Raw genomic sequence first — 19,203 nt, 5'->3', positions numbered from 1 at the left:
TCCGTACAAAACGTGTTACACTTTTGTCGTATGCAAGAATTGAGGTGTCCATTTTAATGAAAAAGCAACGGTTCGTTGTTATAGATGTAGAAACAACAGGGAATTCGCCAAAAAAGGGCGATAAAATCATTCAAATTGCAGCGGTTGTAATTGAAAATGGACAAATTACTGAGCGGTTTTCAAAATATATTAATCCAAATAAATCCATTCCGGTTTTTATTGAACAGCTTACGGGAATCACAAATCAAATGGTAGAGGATCAGCCGCCGTTTGAAGCAGTGGCTGAAGAAGTGTTTCATTTGCTTGACGGCGCTTACTTTGTCGCACACAATATCCATTTTGACCTCGGGTTTGTGAAGCATGAGTTGCATAAAGCGGGTTTCCAGCTTCCAGATTGTGAAGTGCTGGATACTGTCGAGCTCTCCCGTATCGCATTTCCGGGATTTGAGGGATATAAGCTGACTGAATTAAGCGAAGAGCTTCAGCTGCGGCATGATCAGCCGCATCGAGCTGACAGCGACGCTGAAGTCACAGGACTTATTTTTTTGGAAATTCTTGAAAAGCTTAGGCGGCTTCCTTATCCGACATTAAAGCAGTTAAGAAGGCTGTCACAGCATTTTATCAGTGATCTGACGCATTTGTTAGATATGTTCATTTATGAAAACAGACATACAGATATGCCAGGCTATACACGTTTTTCCTCTTTTTCTGTCAGAGAACCTGAACCAGAGATTGAACGTCTCAAGGAAGATGAAGCATTTCTATTTGAGATTGAAAATTGGACAGCGGGAAATGAAAAAGCACTCTCTGAGTTCATGCCCCATTACGAAAAAAGGGAAGGCCAGATGCTGATGATGAAAGAAGTGGCTGAGGCCTTTGCCAATCGTGAACATGCACTGATTGAAGCTGCTCCGGGCATCGGAAAAACAATCGGCTACCTGATTCCGGCTGCACTTTTTGCTAAGAAGTCAAAAAAGCCAGTCGTCATCAGCACGTATTCAACTCTTCTTCAGCAGCAGATTTTGACGAAGGATTTGCCGATCATCAAAGATATGTTCCCTTTTTCGGTGACTGCGGCTATTTTAAAAGGGCAATCGCATTATTTGTGCCTTTATAAGTTTGAGCAGGTGCTTCATGAAGAAGACGATAACTATGATGCCGTTTTGACAAAAGCCCAGCTTCTTGTTTGGCTGACAGAGACAAACACGGGAGATGTAGCAGAACTGAATTTGCCGTCAGGCGGTAAGCTGCTGTGGGACAGATTGGCATATGATGATCAATCTTATAAACGAAATCAGAGGGATCAAGTGATCGGTTTTTATGAACGGGCCAAACAAAGTGCCATGCGGTCTGATTTGGTGATTACGAATCATTCTCTTCTGCTTACCGATGAGGCAAGCAGAAAAAAAAGACTCCCGGATAGCGGGACTTTTGTTATTGATGAAGCACACCATTTTGAACGTGCCGCAAGCGAACATTTAGGAAAAAGAGCAACTTACATAGAACTGCATACAAAATTGAGCAGAATCGGAACGCTGAAAGAGCAGGGACTGCTGAAAAAAATGAGACAGCTTTTTCAGCGCCACAGCCTGCCGGTGGATTCATTTTTTGAAATGGAGGAGTGGCTCCAGCATATTCAGGCGGAAAGTGATGCTTTCTTCAGCTCTGTGCATTCTTTTGTCAAACGAAGAAAACCTAAAGAAGACTTAAACCGTCTTGTCTTTAACGTGAACAAAAAAACTCACGATAAAGGATGGTCCGTATTAACAGACGGAGCGGAAAGGCTCTGCTCTATGCTGGCGCATTTGCAGCAGCTTTTTGAGGCCCAAACGGCTCTGATGGAAGAACATCTGACGGCCATGAAAAGCAAAAATGCTTTCTTGGCCGATGAATATAATAGAAGCATGAATGACTTGGGGGAGTACGCACAGACTCTCAATCAGCTGTTCTTTGGCTCAGATGGCCATGAAGCGGTTTGGATTGAAATAGATGCTAAAGGTGCGAAAAATGCTGTAGCTATATATGCACAGCCGCTGGAACCGGGCGAGCTTCTTGCTGATCAGTTTTTTGCGCGGAAAAACAGTGTTGTTCTTACATCTGCAACTCTAACGATAGAAAATTCGTTCCAATTTATCATTGAGCGTTTGGGGTTAAGCGACTTTTTCCCCCGCACAATGAGGATCGCGTCTCCTTTTTCTTACGATGAGCGGATGCAGGTAATGATTCCAAAAGAAATAAAATCGATTCAAGATACGGGGCAGACTGAATTTATACAGGATACCGCACGCTATATCGAACTGATGGCAAAAGAACAACAGCCGAAAATCCTTGTGCTGTTTACGTCTCATGACATGCTGAAAAAAGTGCATCAGGAACTAAAGCCCGCCATGAGTGTTTCCGGCATTCAGCTTCTGGCTCAGGGCTTAACCGGCGGCAGTCCGGGAAAACTGATGAAAACGTTCAAAACAGCAAATCAGGCCATCTTGCTTGGAACGAATCACTTTTGGGAAGGCGTTGATTTCCCTGGAGATGAGCTGACGACAGTGATCATTGTAAGACTTCCTTTCCGGGCTCCGGATCATCCGCTGCACGCTGCAAAATGTGAGCTGGCGAGAAAAAAAGGGCGCAATCCGTTTCAAACGGTCTCACTGCCGGAAGCGGTGCTGACGTTCAGACAAGGAGTTGGACGCTTGCTCCGGACAGCTGGAGACAAAGGAACGATTGTCATATTAGACAGACGGGTCAAAACCGCTGGTTACGGGCGCCTGTTTCTTGATGCACTGCCGACATCCGCAATATCTGAAGTGACTGACAGTGAGATTGAAGCTTATGTTGCCGGGAAAAGTGAATAAAAGCCGCATAAAGCGGCTTTCCGGTGTGGGAGTAGGACGTGTTTTATTTGTTAAAGCGGTTTTCCGCTCTGTGGTACTAGTATGGCGCGTCCTGAAAAGGAGTATGACTAACAATATTTGTTCAATTTGGAGGATGAAAAAATGGAAAGCAAAATCGAAATTCTTTCAACAATTAATGTAGAGCATTCGGATGACCTTTATAAAATTGTAGACACGCTGAATCGGACACTGAAAAGAGATAATCTGATGTTCGGTCTTGCACTTGATGAAGAAAACAAAAACCAAGCCGTTTTTACCATTTATCGTACGTAGGTGAGAAGATGAGAAAAAAAGCATTAATATTTACCGCCATATTTGGTATTATTTTTTTAGCAGTACTTCTTGTCTCGGCAAGCATTTATAAATCAGCCATGGCACAAAAGGAAAAGGGGCATGAAGCAGCAGCTGCTGAAGCGAAAAAAGAAACCGACCTCACCAGCGTTGATCAAGTCGAAACATTTGTCGGAAAAGAAAAATATTATATCGTAAAGGGAACCGACAAAAAAGGCATCAAATTATATGTGTGGGTTCCTGCTGATAAAAAAGCAAAAATTCTCTCAAAAGAAGCAAAAGAGGGGATCACCGAGGACAAAGCGGCGAAAATCATACAAGATGAAGGCCTGGTTTCAAAGCAAAAAGAGGTTCACCTGGCAAGAGAAGGGAACGTCCTGCTTTGGGAAGTAACGTACTTAGACAAAGAAGGACAATACAGTTTAAGTTATGTGGACTTTACAACTGGAAAGATTCTCAAAAATATCACGCCTTAAGACGAATTAGGGGGAGTTCAAGTTGAAACTGGCAAAAAGAGTATCCGCATTAACACCGTCTACAACACTGGCAATTACAGCGAAAGCGAAAGAATTGAAAGCGGCAGGCCATGATGTCATCGGCCTCGGAGCGGGTGAACCCGACTTCAATACACCGCAGCACATTATTGATGCAGCTGTACGCTCAATGAACGAAGGACATACGAAATATACGCCTTCAGGCGGCTTGGCTGAATTAAAGAACAGCATTGCAGAGAAATTTAAACGTGACCAGAATATTGAATACAAACCGTCTGAACTGATTGTCTGTACTGGTGCCAAACATGCACTGTATACCCTTTTCCAAGTGATTTTGGATGAAGGAGACGAAGTGATTATTCCAACGCCGTACTGGGTAAGCTATCCGGAACAGGTGAAACTTGCTGGCGGTCAGCCTGTTTATGTAGAAGGACTTGAGGAAAATCACTTTAAGATTTCTCCTGAGCAGCTGAAAAAAGCGATCACAGAAAAAACAAAAGCAATCGTTATTAATTCACCAAGCAATCCGACTGGCGTTATGTATACGGAAGAAGAGCTGGCTGCGCTTGGCGAAGTGTGCCTTGATCATGACATCCTGATCGTATCTGACGAAATTTATGAAAAACTTACATACGGCGGCAAGAAACACGTTTCCATCGCCCAGCTGTCTGACAGATTGAAAGAGCAAACGATCGTCATCAACGGCGTATCAAAATCACACAGCATGACAGGCTGGAGAATCGGTTATGCGGCTGGAGCAGAAGAGATCATCAAAGCGATGACAAACCTTGCAAGCCACAGCACGTCAAATCCGACATCTGTCGCACAATACGGAGCGATTGCCGCATACAACGGACCTTCTGAGCCAATGGAAGAGATGAGAAAAGCATTTGAGCATAGATTAAACACGATTTATGATCAGCTCGTTGAAATCCCGGGCTTCAGCTGCGTGAAGCCGGAAGGTGCTTTTTACTTATTTCCGAATGCAAAAAAAGCAGCTCAAACATGCGGTTTCAAAGATGTAGATGAATTTGTCAAAGCGCTTCTTGAAGAAGAAAAGGTCGCGATTGTTCCAGGCTCCGGATTCGGCTCTCCTGATAATGTCCGGTTGTCCTACGCAACATCCTTAGACCTTCTTGAAAAAGCGGTGGAACGAATCAAACGTTTTGTAGAAAAACATAGCTAACAGATCAGAAAGCGGCTGACAAAAAGCCGCTTTTTATCTGCATTGACCCGGTCAGTTAAGACCGGGTATAATAAAGTGATGATAAAAGAGTTCGCGGGGCAAAAGCTTCCGAATGTCTTCTTGTTTTGGAGGGAAATATTTTGAAAACAACAATCAACCAAGTGTACAAGCACGTAGGTGAGGAAGTAACGATCGGAGCTTGGGTCGCTAATAAGCGCTCAAGCGGGAAAATCGCGTTTTTACAGCTGAGAGACGGTACTGGTTTTATTCAAGGTGTCGTTGTAAAAGCGGAGGTTGAAGAAAGCATTTTCCAAACGGCTAAATCTGTGACGCAGGAAACGTCACTCTATATAAAAGGAATTGTCAAAGAGGACGAGCGTTCTCCGCTTGGTTATGAATTAGCTGTGACAGATATTGAAGTCATTCACGAAGCGACTGATTATCCAATTACGCCTAAGGAACACGGTACGGAATTTTTGATGGATCACAGACATTTATGGCTTCGTTCAAAGCGCCAGCATGCGATCATGAAAATCCGCAATGAAATCATTCGTGCGACTTATGAATTCTTTAATAACGAAGGCTTCGTAAAAGTAGATCCGCCGATTTTGACTGGGAGCGCGCCTGAAGGAACAACTGAGCTCTTTGCGACAAAATACTTCGATGAAGATGCTTACCTGTCTCAAAGCGGACAGCTGTACATGGAAGCTGCGGCGATGGCATTAGGAAAAGTATTCTCCTTCGGACCGACGTTCAGAGCAGAAAAATCGAAAACAAAACGTCACTTAATCGAATTCTGGATGATCGAACCGGAAATGGCGTTTGTAGAATTTGAAGAAAACCTTCAAGTACAGGAAAATTACGTTTCATTCATCGTGCAATCAGTTCTTAAGAATTGCAAAATTGAATTAAACACGCTAGGAAGAGACACGTCAAAACTAGAGCAAATCAAAGCGCCGTTCCCAAGAATCACGTATGACGAAGCGATTGACTTTCTGAAAGAAAAAGGCTTTGACGATATCGAGTGGGGAGACGATTTTGGAGCGCCTCATGAAACAGCGATTGCAGAGCACTATGACAAGCCTGTTTTCATTACTCGCTATCCGACGTCCTTAAAACCGTTCTATATGCAGCCGGCGTCTGACCGTGAAGATGTAGTGCTTTGCGCAGATCTGATCGCGCCTGAAGGCTACGGAGAAATCATCGGCGGTTCTGAACGGATTCACGATATGGAACTTTTGGAAGCGCGTCTTAAAGAACATGGACTGGATTCTGACGCATATAAATGGTATGCTGAACTTAGAAAATATGGATCAGTTCCACATTCCGGATTCGGCCTTGGATTAGAGCGTACAGTCGCTTGGATCAGCGGAGCGCCTCACGTGCGTGAAACAATTCCGTTCCCAAGACTGTTGAACCGTCTGTATCCGTAATACATGTAAATGAAACAAGAAAAAAGAGTCTCCTGCAAGGGAGACTTTTTACAGTAAAGGGGAAAAACACTAACCTTTACAGTAAGAGGTGTAACGATGAAAAAACAGCAATTTATTGATATGCAGGAGATGGGGATGTCGACGATCCCCAATCTTCTGCTGACCCATTATAAACAGCTTGGACTTAATGAAACAGAACTGATTCTGCTGTTGAAAATCAAAATGCATTTAGAAAAGGGATCTTATTTTCCTACACCGCATGAACTGCAGGAAGGCATGACGATTTCTGTTGAAGAATGCACAAACAGATTGCGTATGTTTATTCAAAAGGGATTTCTGTTTATTGAGGAAGGCGAAGACCAAAACGGAATCAAGTTTGAGAAATATTCACTCCAGCCTTTATGGGGCAAGCTCTATGAGTATATAGAGCTTGCCCAGAATCAAACACAAGAAAGAAGAGCAGAAGGGGAACAAAAAAGCCTTTATACGATTTTTGAAGAAGAGTTTGCTAGACCATTATCTCCTTTAGAGTGTGAAACACTGGCCATTTGGCAGGATCAGGATCAGCATGATGCACAGCTGATTAAGCACGCTTTAAAAGAGGCTGTATTATCAGGAAAACTCAGCTTTCGCTACATTGACCGGATTTTATTTGAATGGAAGAAAAACGGGCTGAAAACAGTGGAGCAGGCCAAAATCCACAGCCAAAAATTCCGGCGTGTTCAAACAAAACAGAATGAGCCGCAAAAAGAGTATAAGAGGCAGGTTCCTTTTTACAATTGGCTTGAACAATAAAGTGAAAAGGTGACAATCGTGTTAAATCTAAAACAAATTGAATTCTGTTTAGAGAAGATAGGCGACATGTTTCCCCACGCGGAGTGTGAACTTGTTCATTCCAATCCTTTTGAATTAGTGGTGGCAGTCGCATTATCTGCGCAATGTACAGACGCACTTGTAAACAGGGTGACCAAAACATTATTTCAAAAATATAAACGGCCGGAAGACTATTTATCTGTTTCTCTGGAAGAGCTCCAGCAGGATATCAAATCAATCGGTTTGTACCGTAATAAAGCAAAAAATATTCAAAAGCTGAGCAAAATGATTATTGAAGATTATGGCGGAGAAGTACCGAAGGACCGTGATGAGCTAGTGAAACTCCCAGGAGTTGGCCGGAAAACTGCCAATGTTGTCGTATCTGTTGCCTTTGGCGTACCAGCCATTGCAGTGGATACACACGTCGAAAGGGTCAGCAAGCGTCTGGGCATCTGCCGATGGAAGGATTCTGTGCTGGAAGTCGAAAAGACGCTGATGCGCAAGGTTCCTAAAGAAGATTGGTCCGTTACTCATCATCGCCTCATATTCTTCGGTAGATATCATTGTAAGGCACAATCGCCGCGCTGTGCGGAATGTCCATTGCTTTCTCTGTGCAGAGAAGGGCAGAAGAGAGATAAAAAAGGGCTGGTGAAACGATGACGGCAGCGAATGAATTGTTAGCTTCTTATGAGCAATATTTGCGCAGTCTATGCCACATTGACTTCACCGATATCAAGGAAGCATTAAGGGTCAATCCTTTGTATTTTGACTTCTCTGAGACCACGCAAGACATATTGCCGTGGGAAAACAGCGCCAAGTACGTTCCGTATCTATTTCAAGTGTGGGAAGAAACAAAAGAATCACTTCTCCCCGTATTTCAAACAAGAAAGTCCAGATGTGATCAAAACGACATGCTTAAAGGGATTGTATGTTTACTTGTTTCGTTTCATTGGACAGCGGGTGAGCGGGTAATGTCGCTGAATTGGTCAGAACTGACAAAAAAATCATTTCCGGCTAAGCCGATTAATTGGGCTGAACGAGTGGAGTTTATTCTGCTGAAGCCGACCCAATATCATTGCTTTATCCAGCTAGATGAACTTTTTACAGAAATGAAAAAGCATTTTTATAAGTATCACGCGATGAAACGATAAAGCCTCCCCTAAAAAGGGAGGCTTTATTGTGCAGAAAAAAGCCATCACCTTTAAAAGGGTGATGGCTTTGTCTTTAATTCGTTTTTTCAGTTGATGATGAATTCGTTTGTGTATTGCCAGATGTATTCGTTTTGTTTTTATCTGTATCCGTTCCTGTTGAATCGTCTGTTGAGTCACCATCTGACGCATCTTCTTCTTTGCGGCCATTGTTATTGCTGCTGTTATCTTTAGATGGGTCTTGGTTGCTGTTGTCAGACGGGTTGGTGTTCGTGTTGTCTTGTTTTTTGTCTTGATCGTTTGTTGAATCATCTGTCTGATCTTGATCTTTCTGACTGTCATCTGTTTGAGAATCATCAGTTTGTGTGTCATCCTGAGTCTTCTCATCATCTTGATTTTCATCATCCGTTTGCTGCTGGTCTTTTTTATCTTCATCCTCTTCGGCTTTTGGCACTTCATAGGATGTCGACGCTGAACTTTTGCCATCATCACTGACGGCTGTCACTTCGAATTTGTATACAGAGCCTGGCTGCACGCCCGAAATGACTGCCTCTTTTGCAGAGCTGTTTTGAATTTCAGAGTAGCTGCCGCCATCAACAGATTGCTTAACAGCAAAGGTCGCATCTCCGTCGTAATTCCAGCTTAATGTCAATGATTGATTGTCTTTATCATATTTCACACTTAAACCAGACAGTTTTGCTGTTTCTTCTTTTTCTTCTTTCTCATATGTTTTAGAAACAGTAGTAGGAGTCGTACCTTTTACAAAATACTCTGTGAGCTTTTTAGCGCTTGGCGTATTCGGCCCTGCCAGTTTTGCCGGGTTAGAGCCTTTTTCTACAGTGGCTTCCACTACGCTGTCAGGCTTCTCAAATGATCCGCTTCCGTCATCGACTTGGGCGATGAGCTGTGCAAATAGACGTTTTGCAACTTGTTGTTCTGTATGATTTAAAGATTTTTTCCCTAACTTGTTTTTTGAATCTACACCTGTCCATACAGCAGCAGTGTACTGAGGTGTATACCCGACAAACCAGGAATCAGGCACACCGCCAGAGGCGATATTGTACTTTTGTATAGTATCTTCATCAAAGTTTGTTGTTCCAGTTTTACCGGCTACCTCGACTCCAGGTACTTGTGCAAGCTGTCCAGTACCTGTCTTAACAGCTGTTTTCAGCATATCTGTAATCATAAAGGCTGTATAATCGCTCATTGCTGACTTTGATTTCGGTGTTAAGTCAAGCTTTGTTCCATCGTTAAATTCAATAGACTTCACAAAATGCGGTTCATTATACGTTCCGTTATTTCCAAATGCGCTGTATGCTCCTGCCATCGTCAGTGAAGAGACACCCGGGTTGTCATCTCCGAATCCTCCAATAGAATAGGATTCATACACTTTTTCCTTATTTAAACCGAGTCCCAATCCATTAGCAAAATCCACTGCAGTGTCTTTTCCGACTGCTTGGAATGCTTTTAAAGCTGGGATATTACGGGATTGTGCCAGTGCTTCCCGCATGGACATAGGCCCTTTATATCGTCGGTCAAAGTCACGGATAGGTGTTCCATCTGAATACGTGTAAGCTGAGTCATCAATTTGCTCGTAAGTTGACCATTTTTTATTTTCAATAACTGGTCCGTAGTCGAGAATTGGTTTTATCGTAGAACCAGGCTGAGTTTTTCCTTGTGTGGCATAGTTGAAGCCCCCAACCGTTGAATTTCTTCCGGAACCGATTGCCCGGACTTCACCGGTTTTTGTGTCAAGAAGCGACACGCCGCCTTGCATGCCTTCAGTAAATCCGACAGTGTCCCCATCCATTAATTCATCTAAAGTGTCTTGTGCTTTTGTATCTAGTGTTGTATAGATCTTTAATCCGTCAGCAGATGGATCGACATCAGATTTTTCATCTATTTCTTTCATGACTTCATCGACAAACGCACTGTATTTGTTTGAATTTGTTTTTTCATATTCCTTCTGTGAAACAACGCCTTCGTCTTTCATCGCCACTTTTTTGGCTTTAGTATATTCAGAATCAGAAATAAATCCTTGCTTTTTCATCAGGCTGAGTACAATGTTCCGTCTTTTTTCCGCTTTATCAGGGTTTTTAACCGGATTGTACGCTGTCGGACTCTGCGGCATACCCGCAAGTGTCGCAGCCTGTTCCACTGTCAATTTGCTTAAATCAGTGACGCCGAAAAATTCTTCCGCCGCTTTTCCGATTCCGTAGGCTCTAGGAGAAAAATAAATTCGGTTTAAATACATTTCTAAAATTTCATCTTTAGAATAATTACGTTCCAGCTGTATAGAAAGCCAGACTTCCTGCACCTTCCGTTTTAGCGTTTTCTGATGTGACAGAAGGGAGTTCTTGACGACCTGCTGGGTGATGGTACTTCCGCCTTCAGCTCCGAAGCCGTCTTTAAAGTTGGCGACTAAGGCGCCTCCGATACGGACAGGGTCAATCCCGTGGTGTTCGTAAAAACGTGCGTCCTCTGTCGCGATAAAGGCTTCTTTTACGACATCAGGTATTTCATCTATCGAGACGTAGGTACGCTTTTCAGCACCGACTTCTGCGACTTCTTTTCCGTTTTTATCATAAATTGTCGATGAATAAGGCGTCTTCAATTTGTTTTCGTCCAGTGATGGCGCATCAGAAACCATGACGGCAAATGTAACGGCACCACCGACTACGCCTAAAACAAACAGAATGAGTAAAGTGAATAGCGTCTTTTTAAATAATCCGCCTTTTTTTCGTTTCTTGCCTTTTTTCGGTGAAGGGCTCGACTTGCTGTTTGCTTTACGCCGAGCTTCACGGCTCGTAAATTGATCTGACATAACATCTCAACCTTTCGTTAATCAACCTTTCGCACTTGATGATGGCGAAAAATAAAGCTGCTCAATAATACTAATATAATCAATTCTTGGCGCGTATCCAAGAGAAATCGGATAAGCTGCTTCCTCTAACTCATCTTTTCGAATGGATTTTCTGCCATTTTTTTCTTTTCTTTCCCAGAAATAAAACAGCCTATCAGCTTCTAAAAAATAAACCTGGCCGAAAGCGGATATAATAACAAAACAAATACCGTCTTGAGCCGTTACCTGCTTCATATGCTCAATTTGATGGTCATGAAAATTCTGCAGGGGGAAAGAGGTTGTGTTTTTTGTCTCTTTCGCCTCAAAGTCAATGTACCGCCCTTTATAAATTCCGTTATAATCTGTTGTCGATGATTGCTTAAAATAGGCTTCTTTTATGACTGCAGCGCTTCTTTTTGGATAATGGACATTTACAATTTGAACAGGTGTCGGCTTTTTGTGTATCACGGCAATTTGGTTTGTCAGATAATACTTATTCGTTTCGTTTAAGTCATCTTCGAGGGTCATTCCGCGATTACTGTAAGATGGCGCTCTTTTATGACTGCTTTGGGATGAAACCGGATGTTTCGGCTGAAACGTTTTTCCGTTAGGATACCGAATCACTTTCTCATCCTCCTTATTAAACTATTAGTGACGGAAGTGAATGAACGTGCAAGAACAACAGGCCATCAGAAAACTTCTTCGCCGGATTGAGCGGCAGACGGCAGTCAAAAACGCCGATAATATTTCAAGAACGAATGCTTATAAGGCATTCTATGACTGTCATCCGGAAATTAAATGGTCGCTCTTAGCTTCCTTCGTTTCACGCAATGCCGGCTGGTCAATGACTGATTTAAAGGGCAGTCTGTTTCAGCTTGGTCTGCGTGAGTCACAGCAAAGGTGGTTCTTTTTGGCCTATGAGAGAGCGAATTGGCTCATCTTTTCAGATGCCTATCCGCAGCTTCTTTTGTACCACTGGTCTGTAAAAATCGGGAAGCCCCTGTTCAGCTATCTGCAATTGCTTGGCGTATCACAATTTATGACAGAAGAGTGGACCCGTTTTTGGCATGAACGAAACACGGAGCGGCTCATGTATGCTCTCATTATAAATGAACAAAACACTATCCAAACACCTATTATACAAAATCCTTCGTTCAAAAAGAACGTTTTTGGCACGATTCCTTTTTATTTAAGTGACTGGTTTCATTTTAACACCGTTATTTTTCCATCTTCAGACGGCATTCTTTACGGTGTTTCGGCCAAGCGTTTTTCTAAAACCGAAGAGAGGATTAAGCTCGGTAAACAGCTGTCACAATTGCTGTTCAGCCCGGAACTGTTTTCTTCTTTTTATGACTTTTTGCACACAGTGCCGCATACGGGCTCCCGTTTTGATATGGAAAAAATGATCGGAATCACAAAAAGAACATCTCCTATGCTAAGGACATGCTACCCTGAATTAACTCACTCATTAGACGGAAAGAAAACAGATTGGTTTCATGGAAAGATAAAGAAAGGCTTCTTTGCGCGTGAGGCATTACCGCAGCAGATAGAATTGACTGACTGGTATATAAACAAAAAACGTCAGCTGCATGCGCTTTTTGCAGTGGAGCATTGGCTGAAGAAATAAAAGAAGCAAGGAATTTCCTTGCTTCTTACGTAGAAGGACGGTTCGGGCCGCCTAGTTTTTTATCTAAAGAATCAACTGCTTTTGATTCAGTCTTTTTTTGCTGGCCGGCTTTTTTCGGTCTGGATTTCATACGGCACCTCCTCACAAGTATCGTGTGCATTAAGCATGAGGATCATACAATTTTTGCGTGTCTTTTTGTCGAAAACTTCAGCTTTTCGTGGAATACCTGTTTGTTTGGCGATTTGCTTCTAGTTTTGTCATGCGGAAGGATTGCGCCGTACGAGCAAAGAATTTAACCGGGAGAGAAGAGTAAAGGGAGGAACACAAATGTCCGGTTACGTAAGCAAGACAGATATTCTCCGAATGCTTTCTGATATAGAAACTGAATTAAACTGTGCTGAACAGAGCCTTAGCCGTTCTATAGATGTATTCGAGGCTGAAATGCATGAAACAGAGGACGAACGTTTGAGTGTTCTGGAAGAAGAAATCATGGATCTTCATATATGTATAAACGAGCTGTACCGATCTCCTCAAGAGAGGTATGCTGTGGACAAGGTATATCGCATCGGCTGAATTTATGAGAAAAATTTGGTACGATAAGCTTTGAGGTGAAGGATGTTGCAACCACAAACACTGCTGAAACTTACCGAACAGATGATTGAAGCCGCTGAGAAAGGTGCTGCACGTTATCAGGAAGGGAAAGAAAATAACCATTCGTACGATTTTTATGAAACGATTAAGCCTGCTGTCGAGGAAAATGATTCTCTGGCAGCTCACTGGGCGGAAGGGGCGCTTGAATTTATAAAAGCACGCCGCCCGAAATACGTGCATGCTGAGCAAATAGAGACTGCAAAGGATAATTTCCTGGAATTGATTCTTCAGTCATATGTTCATCATATTCATAAAAAGCGATTCAAAGACATCACTGAATCAGTCGTTTACACATTGCAGACAGTGAGGGATGAAATTGCAAGTGAAGACAGCCAATAAAGGCTGTCTTCATTTTTATTATAGGGGGCCGGACGTTAATTCAGCTCATATGCCGGGCTTTCTGCTCCATTTGCTTCCAGAACCTTCATACTGTTACGAAAATCAGTTGCATTGAGGTGTCCTTGAATATAGAGGAACTTGGCAAAGTCCATCAGTTTATTCACACAGTCTGTTTCATATTTCTTCATTTCTGCAAAACGTTTGCTTAAGTATGATACGTTCATTATGGTGCATCCCCTCTCATCTGTATTGAAAATATGGTATCATAATGATTCGACTTTTTTCTGTTTTTAAAAAATTTAAACTTTCGACACAATTTGACAAACACGCTTAATGGCATCAGACACAAACAAAAGAAATGATACATACATATAGAGGAGAGAAATATGTTGAGTCTAGGGGGAATTCGCAATGGAAAGAAGACCTCAAAACAATCCTCGGCAATTGGGTTATTATTATCCTCAGCAAATGCAGGGATATTATCAGCAGAATGCGCCTGTTCATTCTGAACCATACGTTCCGCAGCATTACGGACAACAGGAGTTTTATCAGCAGTATATTCCGCCTCAGTCTATGCCTATGCAGCCGCCTGTATTTCCTAATCCTTATCCTATCGCAAGACCGAATCAGCAGCAGCCTTCACAGGTTCAAAGTATTATGTCACAATTCAAAAAAGCGAACGGGCAGTTTGACTTTAATAAAATGATAGATACAACAGGCCAAGTCATGAGTGCCATGAATCAAGTTGGCTCATTAATAAAGGGGTTTACCAGCTTTTTTAAATAAGAGAAGCATGAAGAATCAAATCATTCATGCTTATTTTTTGGGAAGAAAAGTGTCATTGTCTGCTCACTCCATGACGTTTCCATTTGTTCCTGATGCACTTCGTAAGGCAGCTGTACGGTTCTTGTCATGCTTGTTAATGTGGAGGCGTTTTGCTCCTTCTGTTTTTCCTGAAGCGTTACATGGAGGTACCGGGACTTAATGTCGATGAGAATCTCGCCGTCTCGAAACGTTGCTGGAATTGTGATATCGACATACAGACCCTCATCACTTTCTCTGACGTCTATCGTTGTCTGTACATCTTTGAAACTAGAGTCGATCAGGTTTTGAAAACCATGTAAAAGATTTCCTAATGCAGAAGATTGAAACAGATGGTCCATTGCTTGATTGATGATCTCTTCTTTCTTAGACAATTCATTCTTTTCGTCATCTTTAAAATCCAAATGAGCCACCGCCTTTTTTAATCAGACTATGCGTTTGTGCCAGATGTTGTTATAAATTGAAGCGAAATTGAAAGTGTGGTTAAATAGGTGGTGAATGAAGGGATAACGGTTGATGAATTGGAAGGGAGATAACACATTGCTGAAAAAATTATTCGGAATGGGAAAATCAGAGGAAAAAAGTACGGAAGAGGTCATCTATTCTCCGGCAGATGGGACGGTAATGGATCTCACAGATGTGCCGGACCCTGTTTTTTCACAAAAAATGATGGGCGAAGGAATTGCAGTTGAACCCTCTAATGGTGAAATTGTATCACCTGTTGAAGGTGAAGTGATTCAGCTGTTTCATACAAAACACGCTGTGGGCATCCGGGCACGTTCGGGAATCGAGCTGTTAATTCACGTCGGTTTAGAAACCGTAAATATGAACGGAGAAGGATTTACCGCTCATATTAAAGAAGGTGACAAAGTAAAGGTCGGCGACCCGCTCATCACGTGTGATTTGGAGTTAATAAAAGAGAAAGCGAGCAGCGCAGTCATCCCTATCGTTATTATGAATGGGGAAGCTGTGGAAACAATAGAGCCTGCAGGTGAAAAGGCTGCACATAAAGGCGAAACAAAGCTGCTCACAATAAAAGCGAAATAAGCAGGGCGGATGCCTTGCTTTTTTGTTGTCCGATTGTATAAAATTTGCACCTAGCCATGCAAACAAATATTCGGTAAACTGTACTTGACAAAGAGGTGTAAAGAATGAAAAAGAAATCACTGACTGAACTCATTTCTGAATTGAAAGGAAATGAAAACGTTGTGAACTGGCATGAAATTGAGCCTCGTGAAGCAAGGACAAGACCGATGCCTGAACGTATAGATGAGAGAATCAAGACAGCCCTTGCTAAAAGGGGAATTGATGCCTTATATACCCACCAATATTCAGCTTTTCAATATGTGCAAAAAGGTGAAAGTATTGTAACTGTAACGCCTACGGCATCCGGAAAAACATTATGCTACAACCTGCCTGTCCTGCAATCTATTGCCGAGGACGATACAAACCGGGCGTTATATTTATTTCCTACAAAAGCGCTGGCCCAGGATCAAAAAAGTGAGCTCAATGAAATCATTGATGAGATGGGCATTGATATTAAAAGTTTTACATATGACGGAGACACATCTCCAGCGATCAGACAAAAGGTCAGAAAAGCAGGGCACATTGTGATTACAAACCCTGATATGCTCCACTCGGCCATTCTTCCGCATCATACAAAATGGGTGAGTTTGTTTGAAAACCTTAAATATATTGTGATAGACGAGCTGCACACGTATCGCGGTGTATTCGGAAGCCATGTCGCAAATGTAATCCGCCGGCTGAAACGGATCTGCCGGTTTTATGGTAGTGATCCGATCTTTATTTGTACCTCGGCGACGATCGCTAATCCGAAGGAATTGGGAGAGCAGTTGACCGGACACTCAATGAGGCTGGTCGATGACAACGGAGCGCCAAGCGGACGGAAGCACTTTGTATTTTATAATCCGCCAATTGTTAATCAGCCGCTTAACATCAGAAAAAGCGCAACTGTAGAAGTAAACGAGCTGGCGAAAGAGTTCCTGAAGAACAAAGTGCAGACCATTGTATTTGCCAGAAGCAGAGTGCGGGTGGAAATTATTTTAAGCCATATTCAGGAACTGGTGAAAAAAAAGATTGGTGCAAAGTCTATCAGAGGCTATCGGGGAGGATATCTTCCAAAAGAACGAAGAGAAATCGAAAGAGGGCTGCGAGAAGGCGAAATTCTTGGGGTTGTCAGCACAAATGCGCTGGAGCTCGGGGTTGATATCGGTCAGTTGCAGGTCTGTATCATGACCGGTTATCCCGGAAGTGTGGCAAGTGCGTGGCAGCAGGCGGGAAGAGCCGGCAGAAGACACGGTGAGTCCTTGATTGTCATGGTGGCTAATTCAACGCCGATTGACCAGTATATTGTGCGCCATCCTGAATACTTTTTTGACCGTTCGCCGGAATCGGCAAGAATCAACCCGGAGAATCTAATTATTTTAGTTGATCACTTAAAATGCGCTTCTTATGAGCTTCCTTTCAAAGCTGATGAAGAGTTCGGGCCGCTGGATGTCAGTGATATTCTCGAGTACCTTCAGGAAGAAGGTGTTCTGCACCGCAATGGGGAACGTTATCACTGGGCAAACGAATCGTTTCCTGCTTCAAATATCAGTCTGCGTTCGGCTTCACAAGAAAATGTGGTCATTGTCGATCAGACGGATATTGCGAATGTGAGAATCATCGGTGAAATGGATCGGTTTAGTGCGATGACACTTCTTCATGATGAAGCGATCTATTTGCATGAAGGCGTGCAATTCCAAGTGGAAAAGCTTGATTGGGATCATAAAAAGGCTTATGTCAGAAGAGTTGATGTGGAGTATTACACAGATGCCAATCTGGCAGTCCAGCTGAAAGTGCTGGAAATTGACAAAACAAAAGAGAGAGGCCGTACATCCTTACATTACGGCGATGTTACGGTAAATGCTTTGCCGACTATTTTTAAAAAGATTAAGATGACTACTTTTGAAAATATCGGTTCAGGCCCTATTCATTTACCGGAAGAAGAACTGCACACGAGTGCGGCTTGGCTTGAAATCAAAACCATTGGTGAAGACATTGGAGAAAAGACACTCGAACAGCTGCTTCTCGGCATATCGAATGTTTTGCAGCATATTGTCCCTGTGTATATTATGTGTGACCGAAATGATGTCCATGTCGTTTCGCAAATCAAAGCTGCCCATACCGGTTTGCCAACGGTATTTTTGTATGACCATTATCCGGGCGGAATCGGCTTGGCAGAGGAAGTCTTTAAACGATTTGCTGACATTAATGAAGCGGCCAAGCGGCTGATAAAACAATGTCCTTGTCATGATGGCTGTCCGTCTTGTATAGGTACTGAAATAGAAGGAATAAAAGCCAAGGAACAAATTTTGCAGCTGTTGGATCAAATGTCATAAGGAAAGGAGGTTAGGCATGTCGTTAAAAGGAAAACTCCAGCGAATGAAAAAGCATATGGTGCTGGAGGAAGCAGAACACAAGATAGAAGAGAATGGGACTTCAGACATTCGCTCTGATATACCGTTTCTTAAAGAGTGGGAGGCTTATGGTGTGAAGCCTTTCTTCTTTGAGGATGAATACTGTCTGATCAGGGAAGTGGAATATCCGCTCTCCCATCGGCACGGACATTACTGTTTTTCCGAGCTGGATGAAGTCATCGCGCTATGGAACAAAAGCAGCCTCTCGCATACATTATCTGCAAAAGGATATGAAAACAATAGCCTCTTTTTCTTTGATACAGAAACAACAGGTCTTGGCGGGGGAGCCGGCAATACGATTTTTTTGCTCGGCCATGCAAGGGTATATAAAGATCGAGTGGCGGTCAAACAGCATCTTCTGCCGAAACCGGGGAATGAAGTCGCCTTGTATCAGAGCTTTTTAAGCGAGGTTGATATTACGTCACTTGTAACCTACAACGGAAAAGCTTTTGATTGGCCGCAGGTAAAAACAAGGCATACGTTGATTCGTGACAGGCTCCCGAAGCTTCCGGAATTCGGGCATTTTGACCTCTTGCATGGGGCAAGACGTTTGTGGAAACACAAAATGGAACGCGTGTCGCTTGGCTCAGTTGAAAAAGAAGAACTCGGCGTAAGCAGAAAAGAAGACACCCCGGGCTATTTGGCGCCGATGCTGTACTTTCATTTTATTAAGGCACAGGAACCGGATCTTTTAAAGGGTGTGCTGCACCATAATGAAATGGATGTGCTGTCGTTAATTTCACTGTACATTCATATGTCAAAGAAAATTCTTTCCGCTTCTGATGCGCCAAAAGAGCATGATGAAGCTTACGCAATGGCCAAATGGTTTATGGCCCATAAGGAAACAGACCAAGCAGTCGATCAGCTTGAAAGACTTAAAGAAAAGTCATTTGAAAATAAAGACAGAGCCCTTTTGGATTTATCATTGCTGTACAAAAAACAAAACCGCCTAGAAGACGCAGTCCTGCTTTGGGAGAAACTATCCCATTCTCAGCACCAAAAATGCAGGTACACTTCAGCGATAGAGCTTGCGAAATATTTTGAGCATAAGAAAAAGGAATTCGGGAAAGCTTTACATACAGCTGAACAATTACTTGCCGATGAGGCGTTCTTATCAGAAAAAGAAACGGAAAATCTGCGTGTGAGAATTGCCCGTCTGAAGAGGAAATATTCCTCTTAAATATTCC

20 protein-coding genes are annotated in these 19,203 nt (G+C 42.8%); 15 read left to right on the top strand and 5 right to left on the bottom strand.

The genetic code is table 11. The features are described 5' to 3' along the window. Positions 1-56: 56 nt before the first annotated feature. The 8 genes from dinG to NSU16_RS11010 all read left to right on the top strand — a co-directional run bounded on the left by dinG (position 57) and on the right by NSU16_RS11010 (position 8,259). On the top strand, positions 57-2,852 hold the full coding sequence (dinG, locus tag NSU16_RS11045; RefSeq protein WP_339190829.1) for an ATP-dependent DNA helicase DinG: 2,796 nt from the start codon (positions 57-59) through the stop codon (positions 2,850-2,852). A gap of 141 nt (positions 2,853-2,993) precedes the next feature. Then, a complete protein-coding gene (locus NSU16_RS11040; protein WP_003225588.1) occupies positions 2,994-3,164 on the top strand; it encodes a YpmA family protein in 171 nt (56 codons plus the stop codon). 8 nt (positions 3,165-3,172) lie between these two features. After that, complete coding sequence (gene tseB, locus NSU16_RS11035) at positions 3,173-3,658, top strand: cell wall elongation/penicillin-binding protein regulator TseB (RefSeq protein WP_010334712.1); 486 nt, start codon at positions 3,173-3,175, stop codon at positions 3,656-3,658. Between the two features lie 22 nt (positions 3,659-3,680). Beyond that, a complete protein-coding gene (gene aspB, locus NSU16_RS11030; protein WP_010334711.1) occupies positions 3,681-4,862 on the top strand; it encodes an aspartate transaminase AspB in 1,182 nt (393 codons plus the stop codon). A 140-nt stretch (positions 4,863-5,002) separates the two neighbouring features. Beyond that, a complete protein-coding gene (gene asnS, locus NSU16_RS11025) occupies positions 5,003-6,295 on the top strand; it encodes an asparagine--tRNA ligase (RefSeq protein WP_229147101.1) in 1,293 nt (430 codons plus the stop codon). 96 nt (positions 6,296-6,391) lie between these two features. After that, positions 6,392-7,090: a DNA replication protein DnaD gene (gene dnaD, locus NSU16_RS11020; RefSeq protein ID WP_168748110.1), complete on the top strand. Its 699-nt coding sequence runs from the start codon at positions 6,392-6,394 to the stop codon at positions 7,088-7,090. 18 nt (positions 7,091-7,108) lie between these two features. Further along, positions 7,109-7,768, top strand: coding sequence for an endonuclease III (gene nth / locus NSU16_RS11015; RefSeq protein WP_010334708.1), 660 nt, complete (start codon positions 7,109-7,111; stop codon positions 7,766-7,768). Next, complete coding sequence (locus NSU16_RS11010; protein WP_339190827.1) at positions 7,765-8,259, top strand: YpoC family protein; 495 nt, start codon at positions 7,765-7,767, stop codon at positions 8,257-8,259. The genes nth and NSU16_RS11010 overlap by 4 nt, the downstream gene beginning before the upstream one ends. 73 nt (positions 8,260-8,332) lie before the next feature. Here NSU16_RS11010 and NSU16_RS11005 read toward each other — a convergent pair whose 3' ends face one another. Together NSU16_RS11005 and recU are read right to left on the bottom strand one after the other, a co-directional pair. Further along, positions 8,333-11,080 carry a PBP1A family penicillin-binding protein gene (locus tag NSU16_RS11005; protein WP_339190823.1) on the bottom strand — a complete coding sequence of 916 codons (2,748 nt, stop codon included), beginning with the start codon at positions 11,078-11,080 and terminating at the stop codon, positions 8,333-8,335. A 21-nt stretch (positions 11,081-11,101) separates the two neighbouring features. Next, positions 11,102-11,722, bottom strand: a complete 621-nt coding sequence (recU, locus tag NSU16_RS11000) for a Holliday junction resolvase RecU (RefSeq protein ID WP_010334705.1) — start codon at positions 11,720-11,722, stop codon at positions 11,102-11,104. Between the two features lie 40 nt (positions 11,723-11,762). Between recU and NSU16_RS10995 the strand changes: the two genes are divergently transcribed. Further along, positions 11,763-12,725, top strand: a complete 963-nt coding sequence (locus NSU16_RS10995) for a DUF2515 domain-containing protein (protein WP_339190820.1) — start codon at positions 11,763-11,765, stop codon at positions 12,723-12,725. A gap of 25 nt (positions 12,726-12,750) precedes the next feature. Here NSU16_RS10995 and sspM read toward each other — a convergent pair whose 3' ends face one another. Beyond that, positions 12,751-12,855, bottom strand: coding sequence for an acid-soluble spore protein SspM (gene sspM, locus NSU16_RS10990; RefSeq protein ID WP_010334703.1), 105 nt, complete (start codon positions 12,853-12,855; stop codon positions 12,751-12,753). 197 nt (positions 12,856-13,052) lie between these two features. Here sspM and NSU16_RS10985 point away from each other — a divergent pair, with 197 nt between their 5' ends. Beyond that, complete coding sequence (locus NSU16_RS10985) at positions 13,053-13,298, top strand: DUF5446 family protein (protein WP_268446004.1); 246 nt, start codon at positions 13,053-13,055, stop codon at positions 13,296-13,298. Positions 13,299-13,343: 45 nt separating this feature from the next. Beyond that, positions 13,344-13,715, top strand: coding sequence for a YppE family protein (locus NSU16_RS10980; RefSeq protein WP_229147113.1), 372 nt, complete (start codon positions 13,344-13,346; stop codon positions 13,713-13,715). A gap of 35 nt (positions 13,716-13,750) precedes the next feature. On the opposite strand, the gene NSU16_RS10975 is transcribed toward NSU16_RS10980, so the two are convergent. After that, a complete protein-coding gene (locus NSU16_RS10975) occupies positions 13,751-13,939 on the bottom strand; it encodes a YppF family protein (protein WP_010334700.1) in 189 nt (62 codons plus the stop codon). Positions 13,940-14,126: 187 nt separating this feature from the next. Here NSU16_RS10975 and NSU16_RS10970 point away from each other — a divergent pair, with 187 nt between their 5' ends. Further along, on the top strand, positions 14,127-14,501 hold the full coding sequence (locus NSU16_RS10970) for a YppG family protein (RefSeq protein WP_268446005.1): 375 nt from the start codon (positions 14,127-14,129) through the stop codon (positions 14,499-14,501). A gap of 20 nt (positions 14,502-14,521) precedes the next feature. On the opposite strand, the gene NSU16_RS10965 is transcribed toward NSU16_RS10970, so the two are convergent. Continuing rightward, positions 14,522-14,941 (bottom strand): Hsp20/alpha crystallin family protein, encoded by a 420-nt coding sequence (locus NSU16_RS10965; RefSeq protein WP_326192647.1) that lies wholly within the window; start codon positions 14,939-14,941, stop codon positions 14,522-14,524. Positions 14,942-15,077: 136 nt separating this feature from the next. Between NSU16_RS10965 and NSU16_RS10960 the strand changes: the two genes are divergently transcribed. The 3 genes from NSU16_RS10960 to NSU16_RS10950 all read left to right on the top strand — a co-directional run bounded on the left by NSU16_RS10960 (position 15,078) and on the right by NSU16_RS10950 (position 19,196). Then, positions 15,078-15,584, top strand: coding sequence for a PTS glucose transporter subunit IIA (locus NSU16_RS10960; RefSeq protein ID WP_029441333.1), 507 nt, complete (start codon positions 15,078-15,080; stop codon positions 15,582-15,584). A 104-nt stretch (positions 15,585-15,688) separates the two neighbouring features. Further along, positions 15,689-17,938: an ATP-dependent helicase MrfA gene (mrfA, locus tag NSU16_RS10955; RefSeq protein ID WP_339190815.1), complete on the top strand. Its 2,250-nt coding sequence runs from the start codon at positions 15,689-15,691 to the stop codon at positions 17,936-17,938. A gap of 16 nt (positions 17,939-17,954) precedes the next feature. Then, positions 17,955-19,196 carry a ribonuclease H-like domain-containing protein gene (locus NSU16_RS10950; protein WP_339190814.1) on the top strand — a complete coding sequence of 414 codons (1,242 nt, stop codon included), beginning with the start codon at positions 17,955-17,957 and terminating at the stop codon, positions 19,194-19,196. Positions 19,197-19,203 lie beyond the last annotated feature (7 nt).

Origin of the sequence: Bacillus sp. FSL K6-1003, assembly GCF_037964945.1 — a bacterium.
Taxonomy (GTDB): Bacteria; Bacillota; Bacilli; order Bacillales; family Bacillaceae; genus Bacillus; species Bacillus mojavensis.
Note: the sequence above shows the minus strand (reverse complement) of the source record. Positions and strands in the feature narration are given on the sequence as shown.

Excerpts from the sequence above, each read along its gene's own strand:
- dinG (WP_339190829.1), top strand. The coding sequence starts at position 57 with ATGAAAAAGCAACGGTTCGTTGTTATAGATGTAGAAACAACAGGGAAT.
- NSU16_RS11040 (WP_003225588.1), top strand. The coding sequence starts at position 2,994 with ATGGAAAGCAAAATCGAAATTCTTTCAACAATTAATGTAGAGCATTCG.
- tseB (WP_010334712.1), top strand. The coding sequence starts at position 3,173 with ATGAGAAAAAAAGCATTAATATTTACCGCCATATTTGGTATTATTTTT.
- dnaD (WP_168748110.1), top strand. The coding sequence starts at position 6,392 with ATGAAAAAACAGCAATTTATTGATATGCAGGAGATGGGGATGTCGACG.
- NSU16_RS11010 (WP_339190827.1), top strand. The coding sequence starts at position 7,765 with ATGACGGCAGCGAATGAATTGTTAGCTTCTTATGAGCAATATTTGCGC.
- NSU16_RS11005 (WP_339190823.1), bottom strand. The coding sequence starts at position 11,080 with ATGTCAGATCAATTTACGAGCCGTGAAGCTCGGCGTAAAGCAAACAGC.
- NSU16_RS10995 (WP_339190820.1), top strand. The coding sequence starts at position 11,763 with ATGAACGTGCAAGAACAACAGGCCATCAGAAAACTTCTTCGCCGGATT.
- sspM (WP_010334703.1), bottom strand. The coding sequence starts at position 12,855 with ATGAAATCCAGACCGAAAAAAGCCGGCCAGCAAAAAAAGACTGAATCA.
- NSU16_RS10985 (WP_268446004.1), top strand. The coding sequence starts at position 13,053 with ATGTCCGGTTACGTAAGCAAGACAGATATTCTCCGAATGCTTTCTGAT.
- NSU16_RS10975 (WP_010334700.1), bottom strand. The coding sequence starts at position 13,939 with ATGAACGTATCATACTTAAGCAAACGTTTTGCAGAAATGAAGAAATAT.
- NSU16_RS10970 (WP_268446005.1), top strand. The coding sequence starts at position 14,127 with ATGGAAAGAAGACCTCAAAACAATCCTCGGCAATTGGGTTATTATTAT.
- mrfA (WP_339190815.1), top strand. The coding sequence starts at position 15,689 with ATGAAAAAGAAATCACTGACTGAACTCATTTCTGAATTGAAAGGAAAT.
- NSU16_RS10950 (WP_339190814.1), top strand. The coding sequence starts at position 17,955 with ATGTCGTTAAAAGGAAAACTCCAGCGAATGAAAAAGCATATGGTGCTG.